The organism is Peptoniphilus obesi ph1 (assembly GCF_000311865.1).
Lineage (GTDB): Bacteria > Bacillota > Clostridia > Tissierellales > Peptoniphilaceae > Peptoniphilus_E > Peptoniphilus_E obesi.
Window position 1 is genome coordinate 184,804 of sequence record NZ_HE978581.1, and the last position, 15,281, is coordinate 200,084.

Genomic DNA, 15,281 nt, shown 5'->3' on the forward strand with positions numbered 1-15,281 from the left:
ATCACCTAATATATAAACATTGCATCCCCGAAACTAAAAAATCTATATTTTTCTTTTATAGCTTCATTATATGCATTTAAAATTTTTTCTTTGCTTGCAAAAGCACTTACTAACATAACAAGAGTGGATTCAGGTAAATGAAAATTTGTAATCAAAGCATCTACTGCTTTAAATTTATAACCTGGATATATAAATATATCTGTCCATCCTGATTTTTCACTTAGTCTTCCATCATCAGCTGCAATAGATTCTAAAGTTCTGACTGAAGTTGTTCCCACAGCTATTACCCTATTTCCATTTTCTCTCGCTTTATTAATTCTTTTTGCAGCATCCTCGTTTAAAATATAGTATTCAGAGTGCATCTGATGGTCTTCTATTCTATCAGCCTTAACCGGTCTAAATGTTCCAAGCCCGATATGAAGAGTTAAATAAACTATATCTATTCCCTTATTCTTTATTTCTTCTAGAAGTTTTTCAGTAAAATGAAGCCCTGCAGTTGGTGCAGCTGCTGATCCTTCGACTTTAGAATAAATAGTTTGATATCTACTTTTATCTTCTAGTTTTTCTTTTATATATGGAGGAAGTGGCATTTCTCCTAATTCATCTAAGATTTCATTAAATATTCCATTATAGAAAAATTTAATATACCTGCTTCCATCCTCACTTATATCTACAACTTCAGCTTTTAATTTATCAGAAAATATAATTTTACTTCCTATTTTAGTTTTTTTGCCAGGTTTTGTTAAACATTCCCAAATATCATCTTCTTTTTGTTTTAACAATAAGACTTCTATTTTCTCATCTTTATTTTCTCTATGTCCAAAAAGACGAGCTGGCATTACTTTAGTATTATTTAATACTAAAACATCGCCAGGATTTAAATAGTTAATAATATCATAAAAATGTTTATGCTCAATTTCTCCATTATCTTTATTTAACAACATCAGCCTAGAATCTGACCTGTTCTTTAATGGGTGTTGTGCTATTAATTCTTCTGGTAAATCGTAATAAAAATCTTCTGTCTTCATAAAACCCCTTCTAATTATCTAGATTCTAGCTTAGTGTTAGGAAAGTAAAAAGTAATTATATCTTCGCAACTTTTACCTTCTTTGGCCATATTCATAGCTCCATATTGACTCATTCCAACCCCATGTCCATAACCATTTCCTTTAAGTACAAATTTGTCATTTTCTTGACTAATTGTAAATAAAGTTGATTTACATTTTGTATTTCCAAAATAAGATCTTAGCGTATTTCCACTTATTTCTTTGCTTCCATTTGTCCCGATTAATTCAAGGTTTTTAATCCTACCAGAGCTATCATATTCCTTTATATTAAATCCAATAAAATCGCCAATTTTTATTCCTTTTGCTTTTAATATTGAATTAATATTTTCTTTTTTTAATTCTAAAGTCCATGGATGGTCTGAATATGGATCAGAAAAAGAAGTCATATATTCTAACTTGTTTCCACCCCAAACTTCCGAAGCATCAGCTGTTACCCCACCTGATGATGCTCCAAATATTGTATTGGCTATTTTGCCTTTATAAGTAATAACTTGCCCTTTAGTATCATCAACAGCCTTATTAGTAGATGGTTTTTCAGCTGTAACTCCACCATAAACTTGGCAAGATGTTGTATCATCAAGATTGTATCCCTTTTTTATGTTTTTATTAATATTTGATAGAGCAAAAGATCTTGAAACTATTGCTTGGGCTTTTAGTGCCTCCGTTTTTGCACTTGAGTAAATTTCTTTTGGTACTACTCCTTTTAAGTAGTCTTCAATGTTAACATAGTTTATTACGTTTATTGATTTTCCATTTTTAATAAAGCATATGTAACCTCTGTATTCATTTTTTAATTTAAGATTATTATCACTTGCTAACATAAGATATCCATCAGTTGAAAAATTGGATGAATATGTCTTATCTTTATTTATAAGTGAAGCTTTGCCATCCTTATATAGAAGTTCAACTTCCTTGCTTCCAAGCTCTATTATTTTATTAAAACCTCTATCAACAACAGAAATATTGGACTTTGATGTTATTTTTATTTTTTGTCCATCATTTAATGATGCTCCAACTTTTACTTTTAAAAAATCATCACTACTTGCAAAAATTTTACTAGGTATTAATAAAATACTTAAAACTAGTAAAAGAAATGTCTTTTTCATAAAGCATTCTCCTCATTTTTATATTCTATACCAAAGTGATCATAGGCTTTTTTGCTTGCAACTCTGCCTCTAGGTGTTCGATTTATAAAGCCTATTTGCATTAGATAAGGCTCATAAACATCTTCAATTGTTACCTTATCTTCTCCAACTGAAGCTGCTATAGCATCCACTCCAACCGGTCTTCCAGAAAAATTTTCAATCATGGTTAAGATAATTTTTCTATCAAGATTATCAAGACCATAATCATCTATGCCAAGCAATTTCAATCCTTTTGTTGCAACATCTTTATTGATTACTCCTTGGTCTTTAACCTCAGCATAGTCCCTTACTCTTTTTAAAATTCTATTAGCTATTCTAGGGGTTCCTCTAGATCTTTTTGCTATTTCTTCTGCACCATCTTCTTCTATTTCAATTCCCAAAATTGTAGAAGATCTTTTTATAATCTCCTTAAGGGATTCAACATCGTATAATTCAAGATTTAATAAAACACCAAATCTATCTCTTAAAGGAGATGTTAACTGTCCTGTCCTTGTAGTCGCTCCTATAAGAGTAAACTTTTGCAAATCCAATCTAATTGATCTTGCAGATGGCCCCTTACCTACAATTATATCGAGTGCATAGTCTTCCATTGCTGGGTAAAGAATTTCTTCAATAGATTTATTAATCCTATGGATTTCATCTATAAATAAAACATCGTTTTCATTTAAATTGGATAAAATACTAGCAAGATCTCCTGCTCTTTCTATTGCAGGACCACTAGTTACTTTTATATTTACCCCCATCTCATTGGCTATTATATGACTTAAAGTAGTCTTACCAAGTCCTGGAGGTCCACTCAAAAGAACATGATCAAGAGGTTCATTTCTTCTCTTTGCCGCCTCTAAAAATATCTTTAATTTTTCAACAGCTCCATGTTGCCCTATATATTGCTCTAGCCATCTAGGCCTTAGATTATTTTCTGTACCAGAATCCATCGCTGTAAAACTCGGCTCAACTATTCTATTTTCATCCAAAAGTATCTACCTTCCTAAATTTTTTAAAGCCTGTTTTATGATATCTGATATATCAAGACTCATATCTACTTTCTCTAGAGCCTTGCTAGCTTCATATTTATTGTACCCTAAATTAGTAAGTGCTTCAATAGCTGGCTCCTTGTCTAGATCTTCCTCATATTCTTCAAAATCATCTTCAGTTTTTGCAAGTAGAAAATCAAAACCATCTAATTTATCTTTTAATTCTAATATAATTCTTTGAGCAGTTTTTTTGCCAATTCCAGGAGCTTTTGTCAGCTGCTCAATATTAGATGTTTTTATATATTTTACTATATTTGCTATTTCCATATTCGATAATATGCCCATTGCAACCTTTGGTCCAATTGTTGAAACAGTGGTTAAAAGATCAAAAAGCATTCTAGAATCTCTATCTAAAAATCCATATAAAGTCAGTGAATCCTCTCTTACAATAAGCCTTGTAAAAATTTTCATATATTCATCTGAACTAATACTTCTAATTTCATATTCTGACATTGTTATACTGTATCCTATTCCATTACAAAGCAAAACAATGTCCTTATTGCTTTTATAGGCAAGCCTGCCTTCAATAAAATCTATCATTATTTCATCCTATACAAATCTTTATTCTTTAAACAAAATGCGTGAATTAAAGCAACAGCCAAGGCATCAGCAGCATCGTCTGGCTTTGGTATTTTTTCTAAATTTAAAATAAATTTAACCATCTGCTGTACCTGGTTTTTATCAGCTCTTCCGTATCCAACAACAGCTTGTTTTATCTGCAAGGGTGTATATTCATAAAGTTCTTCATTATACATTTTAGATGTTAAGATTAAAACTCCTCTTGCGTGAGCTACATTAATAGCTGTTTTTACATTCTTATTAAAAAATAATTCTTCAAATGCAATATCATCTGGTCTATATTTTCTAATAATCATATCTAAGTCTCTATGAATCTTTAAAAGTCGATTAGCAAAGTCCATTTTAGCTGGTGTTGAAATAATTCCATATTCTAAGGTCTTAAACTTATTTCCTATTACTTCAATTACTCCGTATCCAATTGTTGCAAGTCCTGGGTCAATTCCTAAAATTATCATAATAATAAAAAACTAAGACCTAGATCTTAGTTTTATTTATACCTCTTCATTACATTATCATTTAAGCCATTCCAAAAAGCATTTTCAAAAACTCTCATCCCATCTCTATAAAGAAATTTTACAATTTTTTTATTTAATCCTGCTAGATCTTTTCTAGAAAGATGTGAGTTCATTTCCATAAACTTTTTATCACTATTCTCATCTTTTATATCAAAATTTAAAATTAATTGTTTATCAAGATAATCATTTAATTTAAATATTTTTCTTTTTAAAAATTTAATATTAAATTTAAAAACTGAATCGTATATAAAAGATCTTACATTATTATCTCTTCTGAGATTATTAATAATATTTTGCTTTAACTTTAATACTTCATTATTTTTTATATCATAGTTAAAAAGCTCTTGTCTTACGTATAATTCTTCTATTCCTATGTATTTAAAAGAAACTTTCTCAAGTATATTGGCTGCTTTTATTGATTTAGCACCAGCCCTATAACCTTCCAAATAAAGATATAATTCAAATCTATTAATATCTGGATATATTAAATTTGATAAATTATAAGAAATTAATTCTTTACCTTCTTTTTTCTCTAAAAATTTAATAATGTCTTTTTTCAAATGTTTTAAAGACAGATAGGCAGGATTGATATTATCTATTTTCCCTTCAAATTCATATATGTTAAGTAATATATTTAATGATTCTGTATCATTATCATATAGGAATTTCTCTATCAAAAATTTTTTTATATCAGAAAAAGAAAATCTGTCACTATTCTTATTATCTTTATTATTTCTTGATATAGCTTCCATAAAATCCTCCATTAGAATAAATATATTATACTATATATATTTCCAAAAGTGTAAGAATTAAAATTTTTGTAACCTAATTATAATATTTATTTTACAATAAAGTTATATTATCTTTCTTTGCTTTTTTAATTGTTGAGTCATCCCACACAGAAGCTTGTACCTCACCTATATGGCTCTTTTCTAGGAAGAACATACATAGTCTTGATTGTCCTATTCCTCCTCCAATTGTGTATGGAAGCTTGTTTGAAACAATATTTTTATGATAATCCATTTCTAATCTTTCTTCTTTATCTGAAAGTTTTAATTGCTCTTTTAGAGAATCTGAATCAACCCTTATTCCCATACTAGATAGTTCTAAGGCATCTCCTAATACATCATCCCAGAATAAAATATCTCCATTTAAATCCCAATCATCATAGTCTGGAGATCTTAAATCGTGTGGCTCACCATTTGATAAATCTCTACCAATTCCTATTATGAATACAGCTCTTTTTTCTCTTGTTATTAGTCTTTCTCTTTCCTTCGGGCTAGCATCAGGATATAGTTTTAGAAGATCTTCTGCTGTTATAAAATATATTTGGTCAGGAAGTTTTTTACTTAATACATATGGATAAACTTGATTTATATACTCTTCAGATCTTTTAAAAACTTCATAAATTTCACTTACAATTACTTTTAAAAAATCAATATTTCTATCCTCTTTTGATATGATTTTTTCCCAATCCCATTGGTCTACATAAACCGAATGAGTAGCATCTAGTGTTTCATCTGGTCTTAAGGCGTTCATATCAGCATATAGGCCTTCATAGCATTTAAAATTATATTCATGTAAAGCATTTCTTTTCCATTTTGCTAATGACTGAACAATTTCAACATTTATTTTATAATTTCTAATATCAAAATTAACAGCCTTTTCAACACCGCTTAGGTTATCATTTAGCCCTGTTTCTGGTCTTACCATGATTGGAGCAGATATTCTAGCTAGGTTTAAGGTATTAGCTAAGTCTCTTTGAAAATAGTCTTTCAAAGATTTTATTGCTATTTGTGTTTCTTTCAAATCCAAAGATTTAACTTCTGAATTGTTTCTCATTATTCCTCCTATAAATAAAAAATCTATCATCTATATTATGATGATAGATTTCTCTTTTAAAATTAAAATCTTAAATAAATTGATATTCCATATCTTCACTATAATTAAGAATTGTAGCGAATACAAACGCTGATATGTTTAGGCATAAGCTAAATGCAAAATCCATATCATTAGAGAAACTATTTTCGCTTGATAGATATTCTTTAACGTAATCCTTAATGTATTCTTCAATTTTTGTATTAAGTTTTGTTAAATCTGAACCATACAAGTCAATATTTGCTAATTCTAGTTTCTTAAACTCAAATTTATGTTTTTTTGCATATATATTCATTTCAGATTCATATTTCATATGTTCTCTCATAGATTTTGTATAAGTTATCCTGTTTGCGTGAGGATAGCAATTATAATCTGAAAGGTAATGAAAAATTACACCTAATTGTCTGCTAAAAAATTTCATGAAAAAGGAATCAACTTCTTCACCAAATTTATGATATCTACTAAGATAAATCAGGTTTGAAATTTCCTTAGATATCCAAGAAACACTTTCATCAAGGTAGTGTCTTTTCAATCTATAGTATGGAAGAACATCTGGTGCAACACTCCCCCATTTTAGCTTATCTAAATTCAATTCTATATTATAATCTTCTAAGATATGTTTATAAGTTTCTTCTGCTATTATTCTATGTGTTTCTGCTAGTATTTTAAACACCTTCTTTATAAATACATTTTATTAAATATAGATTTTTTTGTCAAATATATATCTTATTTTTGATATAAATTATTATTTATACTTGTCCAAATTTCTGGTGTTTCAAATCCTTTTCTCCAGCTTGCAATTCCAGCTAGATTATATTTGTTAACAAGTTTTGTTTTGTATTCTATACTTTTTGAATTTTCAATCCATAACTTATAGTCTTTACCATCATTAGAATATTCTGCAATACTTTGCTTTATCTCTTCATCCCATTTTGGATTTAGCGAGTATTTGGCTATTAAATTGTTTACTTGTTCCATTGACAAAGATTGGGACTTTAAATCACCTGATGATTCAGCCCAGAGTCTAGAATAAAATGGTATGCATAATATAAACTTTTCTTTTGGTATGGATGAAAATAAATTATTTATATTTCCCTCTACCCAACTATATTCTGCTACAGATCCAGCTTTGTCTGATGATGCCCAGTGTTGGTCATATGCCATTACCATAATATAATCTGCTACTTTTGAAAGTTCATATCTATCATAGGGTTCTTTCTTTACATTTGAAGATATTTGAGGTGTAACTGCTACACTTACTACTATACCGTCTTGTTTTAAAACTCCATTTATTTCTCTAACAAATTGGGTTATATTGTCCCTATCATCTATTTTTGTATGTTCAAAATCTATATTTATTCCTTTCAAACCATATTGTTTAATTAAAGCTCTGCATGAATTAATAACTTTTTCTCTTTTAGCTGAACTTTTTAAAACTTCATGGGTAATATCAGGATCAAATGAATTATCTAAATATGCCCAGACATCAATTCCAAGCTCATTATATTTATTTACATAATTCATATTTCCTCTATCGATTACATCTGCATTTACATTTCCTATTGAGAACCAAGTTGGACATATTACATCAAGACCAGGAACATTTACAATTTGTTCTACAGATTCATCACTTTGTCTAGCATATTTATAGTCCCAAGTTAAATTAAGAGGCTTTGAAGTAGCCTCTTTTTTGTCAACATCTTGAGTTTTTTCAATCTTAAATTTATCTTCTGGATAGTCTACATCCAAAAGGTCTTTTCTTATATATCCCATATATCCATCAATTTGACGAACCCTATAGAAGTCTCCCTTTTCTCCATAAACATAAACTTCATCTTTGTCATTTAATATAGCAACCAGTGGTGAAGATGTATTTGCTTTTTCTCTCATATTAAGTCCATCACCAGTTGAAATGCCCTTCGAATATATAAAATCTTTTCTATCTAGAACCAATAAATTTTTATCTTTTATGTATCTTAATTCTACAGGATAATCATAAATAAAAGCTTCTATTGGTAGATATATCTTATCTCCTTTTTCATAAGCAACTTGTCTTAATTCAATAGTTTGCCCATTCAAATCCATTTGTTTAGAATCTAAAGGAATTCTTTTTGTTCCTTTATCGTTTACTAATACAATAGTTTTTTCTGCTTTATCATAATGAGCATCTTCATCTAAGTATTCTTTAATATAATCTAATGATAGATAAAACATTCCATCATTTCTGGTAAAATCTTCCTTGTCTATATCTTTATCTTCTGAAATAAAAGAAAAATCATTATATTTTTCAGAAGTCTTACTAGATCCTCTTTTGTTCATTAGGAAAAATCCAAATCCTCCTATAAAAACAAGTACAACTAGTAAGCCGATAAATATTTTTTTCATATAATCAACTCCATATTATAAAATATGATACTCTCATTATAATATTAAATATCAAAATTGAAAAGCTTTATTAGTAAAACTATTAAAACAAATAAAAAAATGGCATAGCCATAACTACACCATTTAAAAGCAAAGTAATTAATAATTAGTTCTTTCTTTAACCTTAGCTGATTTACCTTGTCTTTGTCTAATATAATAAAGTTTAGATCTTCTAACTTTACCTTTTCTTGTAACTTTTAATTCTGCTATTCTTGGAGAGTTTAGTAAGAATGTTCTTTCAACTCCAACACCGTAAGAAAGTCTTCTTACTGTGAAAGTTTTTCTTGAGCTTTCTCCTTGAATTTTAATTACAGTTCCTTCAAATAATTGAACTCTTTCTCTAGATCCTTCAATTATTCTATAATATACTTGTACTGTATCACCCACTGAAATTTCAGGTAAATCTTTATTAATTTGTTCTTCTTCTATTGCTCTTATTATGTCCATCGTTTTACCTCCCCTCTTCTATTTTGGATAGTAATTCTTTTTCATAGTCACTTAATTTTTCCCTGTCTATTAAATCTGGTCTTTTCAAATAAGTTAATTTTAAAGACATGAATTTTCTGTATTCTCTAATTTTTTCATGGTCGCCACTAAGTAATATATCAGGAACGCTAAGATCATTAAAAGTCCTAGGTCTTGTATATTGTGGATATTCAAGAAATCCATTATAAAAAGACTCCTCCATATAAGACTCTTCACTAGATAAAACACCAGGAATTAGTCTAGAAACTCCATCTACTATCAACATAGATGCAATCTCTGCTCCAGTTAAAACAAAATCTCCAATGGAAATTTCTTCATCTACATAATTTTCAACTATTCTATAATCTATTCCTTCATAGTGACCATTTAATAAGACCAGATGATCTTCTTTAGATAGTTCTACTAATTTAGCTTGATTAAGTCTTTTCCCATGTGGAGAAAGATATATAACTCTAGATTTATCAGTTCTTACAGACTCAATACTCCTATAAATAGGTTCAACCTGCATAAGCATGCCAGGTCCACCACCGTAAGGATAATCATCAACTTTCTTATGTTTGTCATTAGAAAAATCTCTGATATTTACTGTTTCTACTTCTATTAAATTATTCTTTATTGCTCTTGCTATAATGCTATAATCTTTCAAGCCATCAAAAAATTCTGGAAAAATTGTGAGTATACTAAATTTCAATTTATCAGTCCCTCTATAGGATCAATAGTAAGTATCTTCTTTTCAAAATCTATATCTTTTATAAATTCTGAAACTGCAGGGATATAAGATAAATTTTTATTTAAACCTTCTAAAACATACAAGTCATTAGCAGGATTTTCAATAACATCAATAATTTTTCCAAGCTTTTTGCCACTTAAATCTACAACTTCTAAACCGATAATATCATCAACGAAGTACTCGCCCTCTTCTAATTCAAGCTTGTCCTCATCATCTACATAAATATGTTGGTCTTTAAATTTTAAAACCTTATTTATGTCCTCATATCCTTCAAAAGTTATATAGACTAAATCATTATAGTCATGGACTTTTTTTATCTTTAACTTATCTAAAGATTCACCAAGGTAAACATATTCTAGATCATAAAATCTATCTATGCTTTTTGTAATAGGATAAATTTTTAATTCACCTTTTATACCCTTGGTATTTATTATCTTGCCAATTATTGTAAATTCATCAAGCTTCTTCAATTTCTAAATTTACCTTTATATCTTCCTTTAAAGAAATTGCCTTTAAAATTGACCTGATAGATTTAGCAATTCTGCCTTGCTTACCTATGATCTTTCCCATATCATTTTGGTCAACTCTAAGAATTATCCTTAAAAAATTATCTTCTCTAACAGAGGTGATTTCTACCTTTTGAGGTTCATCAACTAAATTTTTGGCTATATATTCAACTAATTCAACCATAATTATCCTCCATAGAAATCAGTTAACTTCTTTTTCTTCTTTAACTTCTTCTTTAGCTTCATAGACACTATTTTCTTTGAAAAGTCTATCAACTGTGTCTGTTGGTTTTGCACCATTCTTAATCCATGAATTTACTTTTTCAGCATCAACAACAACTTTTTTAGGTTCAGTTAATGGATCATAATAACCTATTTCTTCAATAAACCTACCATTTCTTGGACTACGAGAATCAGCAACAACTATTCTATAAAAAGGGCTTTTTTTAGCTCCCATTCTTCTTAATCTAATTTTTACTGCCAATTAAATTCACCTCCACATATAAAATAAATTTATATAAAATAAATTTTAACTAATTAAAAGGGAAAAGGCATCTTAAATCTTGAGCCTCTCTTCATTTTATTTCCCATCTTACCAAATTGCTTCATCATTTTTCTTAAATCTTTAAACTGTTTTAGCAATTTATTTACATCTGCCGGTGAGCAACCACTTCCCTCGGCTATCCTTTTTCTTCTAGATACATCTATTATATCTGGCTTAACTCTTTCTTCCTTTGTCATGGATTTAATAATAGCTTCAACTTTAACGAATTCTTTTTCATCAATCTTTACATTTTTTAAAGCTTTATTATTCATTCCAGGAATCATTGCAAGAATATCTTCTAAAGGACCCATATTTTTCATTTGTTCCATCTGATCTAAAAAGTCATCAAATGTAAATGATTGAGTTCTAAGTTTTTGTTCTAATTCTGATGCTTTCTTCTCATCAAAATTTGCTTGAGCTTTTTCAATTAAACTTAATACATCGCCCATGCCTAAAATTCTATTAGACATTCTATCCGGATGGAAAGTTTCTAATTGATCTAGCTTTTCTCCAGTAGCTATAAACTTAATTGGAACATCTGTTACTGCTCTAATTGATAAAGCAGCACCACCTCTTGCATCACCATCAAGTTTTGTTAGTATAACACCTGTTAATTTTAATCTAGAATCAAAAGCTTCTGCGACATTAACTGCGTCTTGTCCTGTCATAGCATCTAATACTAATAGTATTTCACTTGGTTCAGTTTCATTTACAATTTCTTGCAGTTCATTCATTAGATCTTCATCTATATGAAGCCTACCAGCTGTATCTAGTATTACAACATCATTGCCATTTTTTTTAGCATGTTCCACAGCTGCTTTTGCTATATCTACAGGACTTATCTTATCTCCCATAGAAAAAACTGGCACTCCAACCTGTTCTCCAACAACTTGTAATTGTTTTATTGCAGCAGGTCTGTAAACGTCACAAGCTACTAATAATGGTCTTTTAGATTGTTTTTTCATAAGATTTGCAAGTTTTGCTGATGTGGTTGTTTTACCAGCACCCTGCAACCCACTCATTAGAATAACAGTTGGTTTCTTAGAAAAGTCAATCTTAGCCTCAGTTTCTCCCATTAATTTTTTAAGTTCATCATTAACAATCTTTATTACTTGTTGTCCGGGAGTTAAGGACTCCATAACTTCTTGACCAAGCGATCTTTCTTTAACTTTTTTTACAAAGTTTTTGACAACTTTAAAGTTAACATCGGCTTCTAGAAGTGCAAGTCTAACCTCTCTCATTGCAGCATCAATATCTTTTTCAGATAATTTACCTTTACCTGTTAATTTTGATAGAGTATTTTGCAATTTGTCTGAAAGGGATTCAAATACCATACTACACCTCCTTAAGCGTCAAATATTATAGAAGAAATTTCATCTATAATTTCTTTGCTTTTGTCATTTCCTTCTTTTCTTAATTCTGTAAAAAGTTTTTTTAACTTTTCGTCTTTTTCTTTTTTTTCCATAAAGTTTTTTACAAGTTTTAAATTCTTCTCAAAAAACCTAAGCCTTAATTCAGCTCTTTTTATGTTATTTGAAACAGCCTGCTTGCTTATATCTAATTGATCAGCAATTTCTGTTAATGAATAATCATAATCATAGTACATACTCAATACTTTTTGCTGCTTCACAGACAATAAATTCTTATAAAAGTCCATTAACATATTTATTTCAAAAACATCACTAATCACTATATCACCAAGACTCTTTCTGTCAATCTTTTTCATTGACCTTATATATTGTAACTTTATTATTTAAGCTTGTCAATGATTTTAAAAAAATAAATGTAGCAAATTGCTACATTTATCAAAATTCTTTTTCTATGTTTAAAACTGGATCAATTATCTTGTATTTTTTATTATTCTTAATATAAATTCTAGGTAATCTGTAAGAAAGATGACATATATAGGATGTAACAATTTCATCTGCAATTTCTGCGATTTCTGCTATATCTATATATTCCTCACCTTGTTTACCAAAGATTACAACTTCATCATCTATTTTACAATCAACACCCGTCACATCTATCATCATTTGATCCATACATATGTTTCCAATTTGTTTACATCTTTTCCCATTTACTAAAATATCTAGCTTACCACTTAGTTGTCTTAAAATTCCATCTGCATACCCAATCGGAAGTGTGGCGATTTTCATTTTCTCTTTTGCTGTAAATATAAGACCATAACTTATCTTATCACCTGGATTTATTGTTTTTATATGTGAAATCTTAGCCTTTAGCTCCGCTACAAAATCAAGTTTAAAATCTTCAAATTCACTTGGATACCCTTCATCTGATCCATATTGGATTATTCCAGGTCTTACTGCATCTAAATTGTACTCTTTGTAGTGAAGTATGGCCTGAGAATTACTAATATGTTTTATTTTAATATTGATATTTTTTTCTTCTAAGGCTTTAATAACTTTCATAAAATTATTAAATTGCATTTTAGTGTATTCAGGATCTGTATCGGCTACTGCAAAGTGAGAAAAAATTCCTTCAATATTCACATTTTCTAAATTATTTATCTTTTCTATTTCTAAAACAGAATCCTCATTGCAGAAAAATCCAATCCTACCCATGCCAGTATCAAGAGCTATATGAATATTTGCTTTTTTCTTTAAACTCTTTGCAAGATTATTTAAATATCTAGCTTCTTCGAGATTAAATATAGTGAGTCTTATACCTTTTTCGATTGCTTCTTTATAATTTTCAAGTTCGCAATGACCGAGAATTAATATTTTAATATTTGGAAAATCTTTTCTTAAAGCTAATGCTTCTGTCATTGTAGCTACTGCAAAAAAGTCTATTCCTTGGTCAAGCAAAGTTCTTACAACTTCACTAGCTCCCAAAGAATATGCATTATATTTAACTACTGATATTATAAAAGATTTATCAGAGATGTTAGCTTTAATTTTATTTATATTTGATACAAGTTTATCTAAATTTACCTCTATCCAAGCAGCTCTTGTTGTTTGCATCACTTACATTTCCTCCCACTAATCAAAAATCGCATTTATAAAATTATTCATGTTGAAGTCTTGTAGGTCTTCAATTTGTTCCCCTACTCCTACTAGTTTTATAGGTAGTTTAAGTTCACTTTGAAGTGCTATTACAACTCCACCTTTTGCAGTTCCATCAAGTTTTGTTAGGGCAATTCCTGTTGGATCACAAGTTTCTTTAAATGTTTTAGCTTGGCTAATAGCATTTTGTCCTGTTGTTGCATCTAGAACTAATATTGTTTCTCTTGCAGCTTCTGGATATTCTCTGCTAATTACTTTATTTATTTTTTCAAGTTCTTTCATAAGGTTAGCCTTATTATGAAGTCTACCTGCTGTATCGCAAATTAAAACATCTGTATTTCTAGATTTTGCTGCTGCTATTGCATCAAATATAACTGCTGCAGGGTCTGCTCCTTCAGAGTGAGCTATTACATCTACTCCTGATCTTGTGCCCCAAGTTTTTAATTGGTCTATTGCCGCTGCTCTAAATGTATCTGCTGCAGCTATTAAGACTTTTTTGCCATTTGCTTTTAATCTTGATGAAAGTTTACCAATTGTTGTTGTTTTTCCAACTCCATTAACTCCGATTACTAATATTATAAGAGGAGATTCTTGTGAAAGACTTGTATCAAGATCTGGATCCATTAGTTTTTTTACTTCTTCTTTTAAAAGTGGTAAAACTTGGTTTGGATCGTTGATTTTATTTTGAATTATAGTTTCTCTTAGATTATCTATGAGTTTCATTGTTGTATCCATTCCAACATCAGCAGAAATCAAAGTATCTTCAAGATCTTCTAATAATTCATCATCAATTTTTACATATTGACCAAGAATTGTATTGATCTTTACTCCCATTTCATTTCTAGTCTTTGTAAGTCCACTTTTTAATCTTTTAAAAAATGAAACCGGTTTTTCTTCTTGATTATCTTCGTCTACTTTTATTTCTTCTACTTGCTCAATCTTTTCTTCTTTTATTTCAATTTCATCTTTTGTTTCTTCGATTTGTTTTTCTTCTATTTTTTCAATATTTTCTACTGATTCTACTTCTTCTGTTTCCTTATCACTTTCTTCTGATAAATCTTCTTCTTTATCTTCTGCCTTTATTTCTTGAAAAGCTTCATCTTTAGCTTCATCAGATTTTTCTTCTATTTGGTCTGTTTGATTGATTTCTTTATCAGTTTCTTCTTCGATTTTTTCTTGCTTTTCTTTTGTATCTATTTCTTCTTTAGAGACTTCTAAATCTTCTTTGGTTAAATTTTCTTCTTTGTCCTCTGCCTCTGATAATTTTTCCTGGTCTTTTTCCTTATTTTCTTCTAAAATTTCTTCATCTTCATTTTTAAATACATTTTTAATCCACTTAAACATATCTTC

General features: G+C 29.2%; 18 protein-coding genes. All 18 read right to left on the reverse strand.

Annotation, left to right across the window (positions count from 1 at the left end; all coding sequences use genetic code 11):
• Nucleotides 1-5: 5 nt before the first annotated feature.
• The 18 genes from queA to ftsY all read right to left on the reverse strand — a co-directional run bounded on the left by queA (nucleotide 6) and on the right by ftsY (nucleotide 15,275).
• Nucleotides 6-1,028 carry a tRNA preQ1(34) S-adenosylmethionine ribosyltransferase-isomerase QueA gene (queA, locus tag HGPB_RS04535; RefSeq protein ID WP_019132513.1) on the reverse strand — a complete coding sequence of 341 codons (1,023 nt, stop codon included), beginning with the start codon at nucleotides 1,026-1,028 and terminating at the stop codon, nucleotides 6-8.
• Between the two features lie 14 nt (nucleotides 1,029-1,042).
• Nucleotides 1,043-2,173, reverse strand: a complete 1,131-nt coding sequence (locus HGPB_RS04540; protein ID WP_019132514.1) for a SpoIID/LytB domain-containing protein — start codon at nucleotides 2,171-2,173, stop codon at nucleotides 1,043-1,045.
• The gene (gene ruvB, locus HGPB_RS04545; RefSeq protein ID WP_019132515.1) at nucleotides 2,170-3,186 is read right to left on the reverse strand and encodes a Holliday junction branch migration DNA helicase RuvB; all 1,017 of its coding nucleotides are present in this window, start codon (nucleotides 3,184-3,186) and stop codon (nucleotides 2,170-2,172) included. Before ruvB ends, HGPB_RS04540 begins: the two co-directional genes overlap by 4 nt.
• A 6-nt stretch (nucleotides 3,187-3,192) precedes the next feature.
• Complete coding sequence (gene ruvA / locus HGPB_RS04550) at nucleotides 3,193-3,786, reverse strand: Holliday junction branch migration protein RuvA (protein ID WP_019132516.1); 594 nt, start codon at nucleotides 3,784-3,786, stop codon at nucleotides 3,193-3,195.
• Nucleotides 3,786-4,280: a crossover junction endodeoxyribonuclease RuvC gene (gene ruvC, locus HGPB_RS04555; protein ID WP_019132517.1), complete on the reverse strand. Its 495-nt coding sequence runs from the start codon at nucleotides 4,278-4,280 to the stop codon at nucleotides 3,786-3,788. Before ruvC ends, ruvA begins: the two co-directional genes overlap by 1 nt.
• A gap of 32 nt (nucleotides 4,281-4,312) precedes the next feature.
• A complete protein-coding gene (locus HGPB_RS04560; protein WP_019132518.1) occupies nucleotides 4,313-5,092 on the reverse strand; it encodes a hypothetical protein in 780 nt (259 codons plus the stop codon).
• Nucleotides 5,093-5,183: 91 nt separating this feature from the next.
• On the reverse strand, nucleotides 5,184-6,182 hold the full coding sequence (asnA, locus tag HGPB_RS04565; protein WP_019132519.1) for an aspartate--ammonia ligase: 999 nt from the start codon (nucleotides 6,180-6,182) through the stop codon (nucleotides 5,184-5,186).
• A gap of 70 nt (nucleotides 6,183-6,252) precedes the next feature.
• Nucleotides 6,253-6,891 (reverse strand): zinc dependent phospholipase C family protein, encoded by a 639-nt coding sequence (locus HGPB_RS04570; protein ID WP_019132520.1) that lies wholly within the window; start codon nucleotides 6,889-6,891, stop codon nucleotides 6,253-6,255.
• Nucleotides 6,892-6,944: 53 nt separating this feature from the next.
• The gene (locus HGPB_RS04575; protein WP_019132521.1) at nucleotides 6,945-8,603 is read right to left on the reverse strand and encodes a glycosyl hydrolase family 18 protein; all 1,659 of its coding nucleotides are present in this window, start codon (nucleotides 8,601-8,603) and stop codon (nucleotides 6,945-6,947) included.
• A 138-nt stretch (nucleotides 8,604-8,741) separates the two neighbouring features.
• A complete protein-coding gene (gene rplS / locus HGPB_RS04580; RefSeq protein WP_019132522.1) occupies nucleotides 8,742-9,089 on the reverse strand; it encodes a 50S ribosomal protein L19 in 348 nt (115 codons plus the stop codon).
• 4 nt (nucleotides 9,090-9,093) lie between these two features.
• Nucleotides 9,094-9,819, reverse strand: a complete 726-nt coding sequence (trmD, locus tag HGPB_RS04585; protein WP_019132523.1) for a tRNA (guanosine(37)-N1)-methyltransferase TrmD — start codon at nucleotides 9,817-9,819, stop codon at nucleotides 9,094-9,096.
• Nucleotides 9,816-10,328 (reverse strand): ribosome maturation factor RimM, encoded by a 513-nt coding sequence (rimM, locus tag HGPB_RS04590; protein ID WP_019132524.1) that lies wholly within the window; start codon nucleotides 10,326-10,328, stop codon nucleotides 9,816-9,818. Before rimM ends, trmD begins: the two co-directional genes overlap by 4 nt.
• Nucleotides 10,315-10,548, reverse strand: coding sequence for a KH domain-containing protein (locus HGPB_RS04595; RefSeq protein WP_019132525.1), 234 nt, complete (start codon nucleotides 10,546-10,548; stop codon nucleotides 10,315-10,317). Before HGPB_RS04595 ends, rimM begins: the two co-directional genes overlap by 14 nt.
• 18 nt (nucleotides 10,549-10,566) lie before the next feature.
• Nucleotides 10,567-10,848 carry a 30S ribosomal protein S16 gene (rpsP, locus tag HGPB_RS04600; RefSeq protein ID WP_019132526.1) on the reverse strand — a complete coding sequence of 94 codons (282 nt, stop codon included), beginning with the start codon at nucleotides 10,846-10,848 and terminating at the stop codon, nucleotides 10,567-10,569.
• Nucleotides 10,849-10,901: 53 nt separating this feature from the next.
• Nucleotides 10,902-12,242, reverse strand: coding sequence for a signal recognition particle protein (ffh, locus tag HGPB_RS04605; protein ID WP_019132527.1), 1,341 nt, complete (start codon nucleotides 12,240-12,242; stop codon nucleotides 10,902-10,904).
• 11 nt (nucleotides 12,243-12,253) lie between these two features.
• Complete coding sequence (gene ylxM / locus HGPB_RS04610) at nucleotides 12,254-12,634, reverse strand: YlxM family DNA-binding protein (protein WP_019132528.1); 381 nt, start codon at nucleotides 12,632-12,634, stop codon at nucleotides 12,254-12,256.
• Nucleotides 12,635-12,713: 79 nt separating this feature from the next.
• Nucleotides 12,714-13,889 carry an alanine racemase gene (gene alr / locus HGPB_RS04615; RefSeq protein ID WP_019132529.1) on the reverse strand — a complete coding sequence of 392 codons (1,176 nt, stop codon included), beginning with the start codon at nucleotides 13,887-13,889 and terminating at the stop codon, nucleotides 12,714-12,716.
• A gap of 18 nt (nucleotides 13,890-13,907) precedes the next feature.
• Nucleotides 13,908-15,275, reverse strand: coding sequence for a signal recognition particle-docking protein FtsY (gene ftsY / locus HGPB_RS04620; RefSeq protein ID WP_019132530.1), 1,368 nt, complete (start codon nucleotides 15,273-15,275; stop codon nucleotides 13,908-13,910).
• Between the last annotated feature and the right edge of the window lie 6 nt (nucleotides 15,276-15,281).

What these genes read in the sequence shown, in the direction of transcription:
- queA (WP_019132513.1), bottom strand. Translation starts at nt 1,028, where the DNA reads ATGAAGACAGAAGATTTTTATTACGATTTACCAGAAGAATTAATAGCA.
- HGPB_RS04540 (WP_019132514.1), bottom strand. Translation starts at nt 2,173, where the DNA reads ATGAAAAAGACATTTCTTTTACTAGTTTTAAGTATTTTATTAATACCT.
- ruvA (WP_019132516.1), bottom strand. Translation starts at nt 3,786, where the DNA reads ATGATAGATTTTATTGAAGGCAGGCTTGCCTATAAAAGCAATAAGGAC.
- ruvC (WP_019132517.1), bottom strand. Translation starts at nt 4,280, where the DNA reads ATGATAATTTTAGGAATTGACCCAGGACTTGCAACAATTGGATACGGA.
- HGPB_RS04560 (WP_019132518.1), bottom strand. Translation starts at nt 5,092, where the DNA reads ATGGAAGCTATATCAAGAAATAATAAAGATAATAAGAATAGTGACAGA.
- asnA (WP_019132519.1), bottom strand. Translation starts at nt 6,182, where the DNA reads ATGAGAAACAATTCAGAAGTTAAATCTTTGGATTTGAAAGAAACACAA.
- HGPB_RS04575 (WP_019132521.1), bottom strand. Translation starts at nt 8,603, where the DNA reads ATGAAAAAAATATTTATCGGCTTACTAGTTGTACTTGTTTTTATAGGA.
- rplS (WP_019132522.1), bottom strand. Translation starts at nt 9,089, where the DNA reads ATGGACATAATAAGAGCAATAGAAGAAGAACAAATTAATAAAGATTTA.
- HGPB_RS04595 (WP_019132525.1), bottom strand. Translation starts at nt 10,548, where the DNA reads ATGGTTGAATTAGTTGAATATATAGCCAAAAATTTAGTTGATGAACCT.
- ffh (WP_019132527.1), bottom strand. Translation starts at nt 12,242, where the DNA reads ATGGTATTTGAATCCCTTTCAGACAAATTGCAAAATACTCTATCAAAA.
- ylxM (WP_019132528.1), bottom strand. Translation starts at nt 12,634, where the DNA reads ATGAAAAAGATTGACAGAAAGAGTCTTGGTGATATAGTGATTAGTGAT.
- alr (WP_019132529.1), bottom strand. Translation starts at nt 13,889, where the DNA reads ATGCAAACAACAAGAGCTGCTTGGATAGAGGTAAATTTAGATAAACTT.
- ftsY (WP_019132530.1), bottom strand. Translation starts at nt 15,275, where the DNA reads ATGTTTAAGTGGATTAAAAATGTATTTAAAAATGAAGATGAAGAAATT.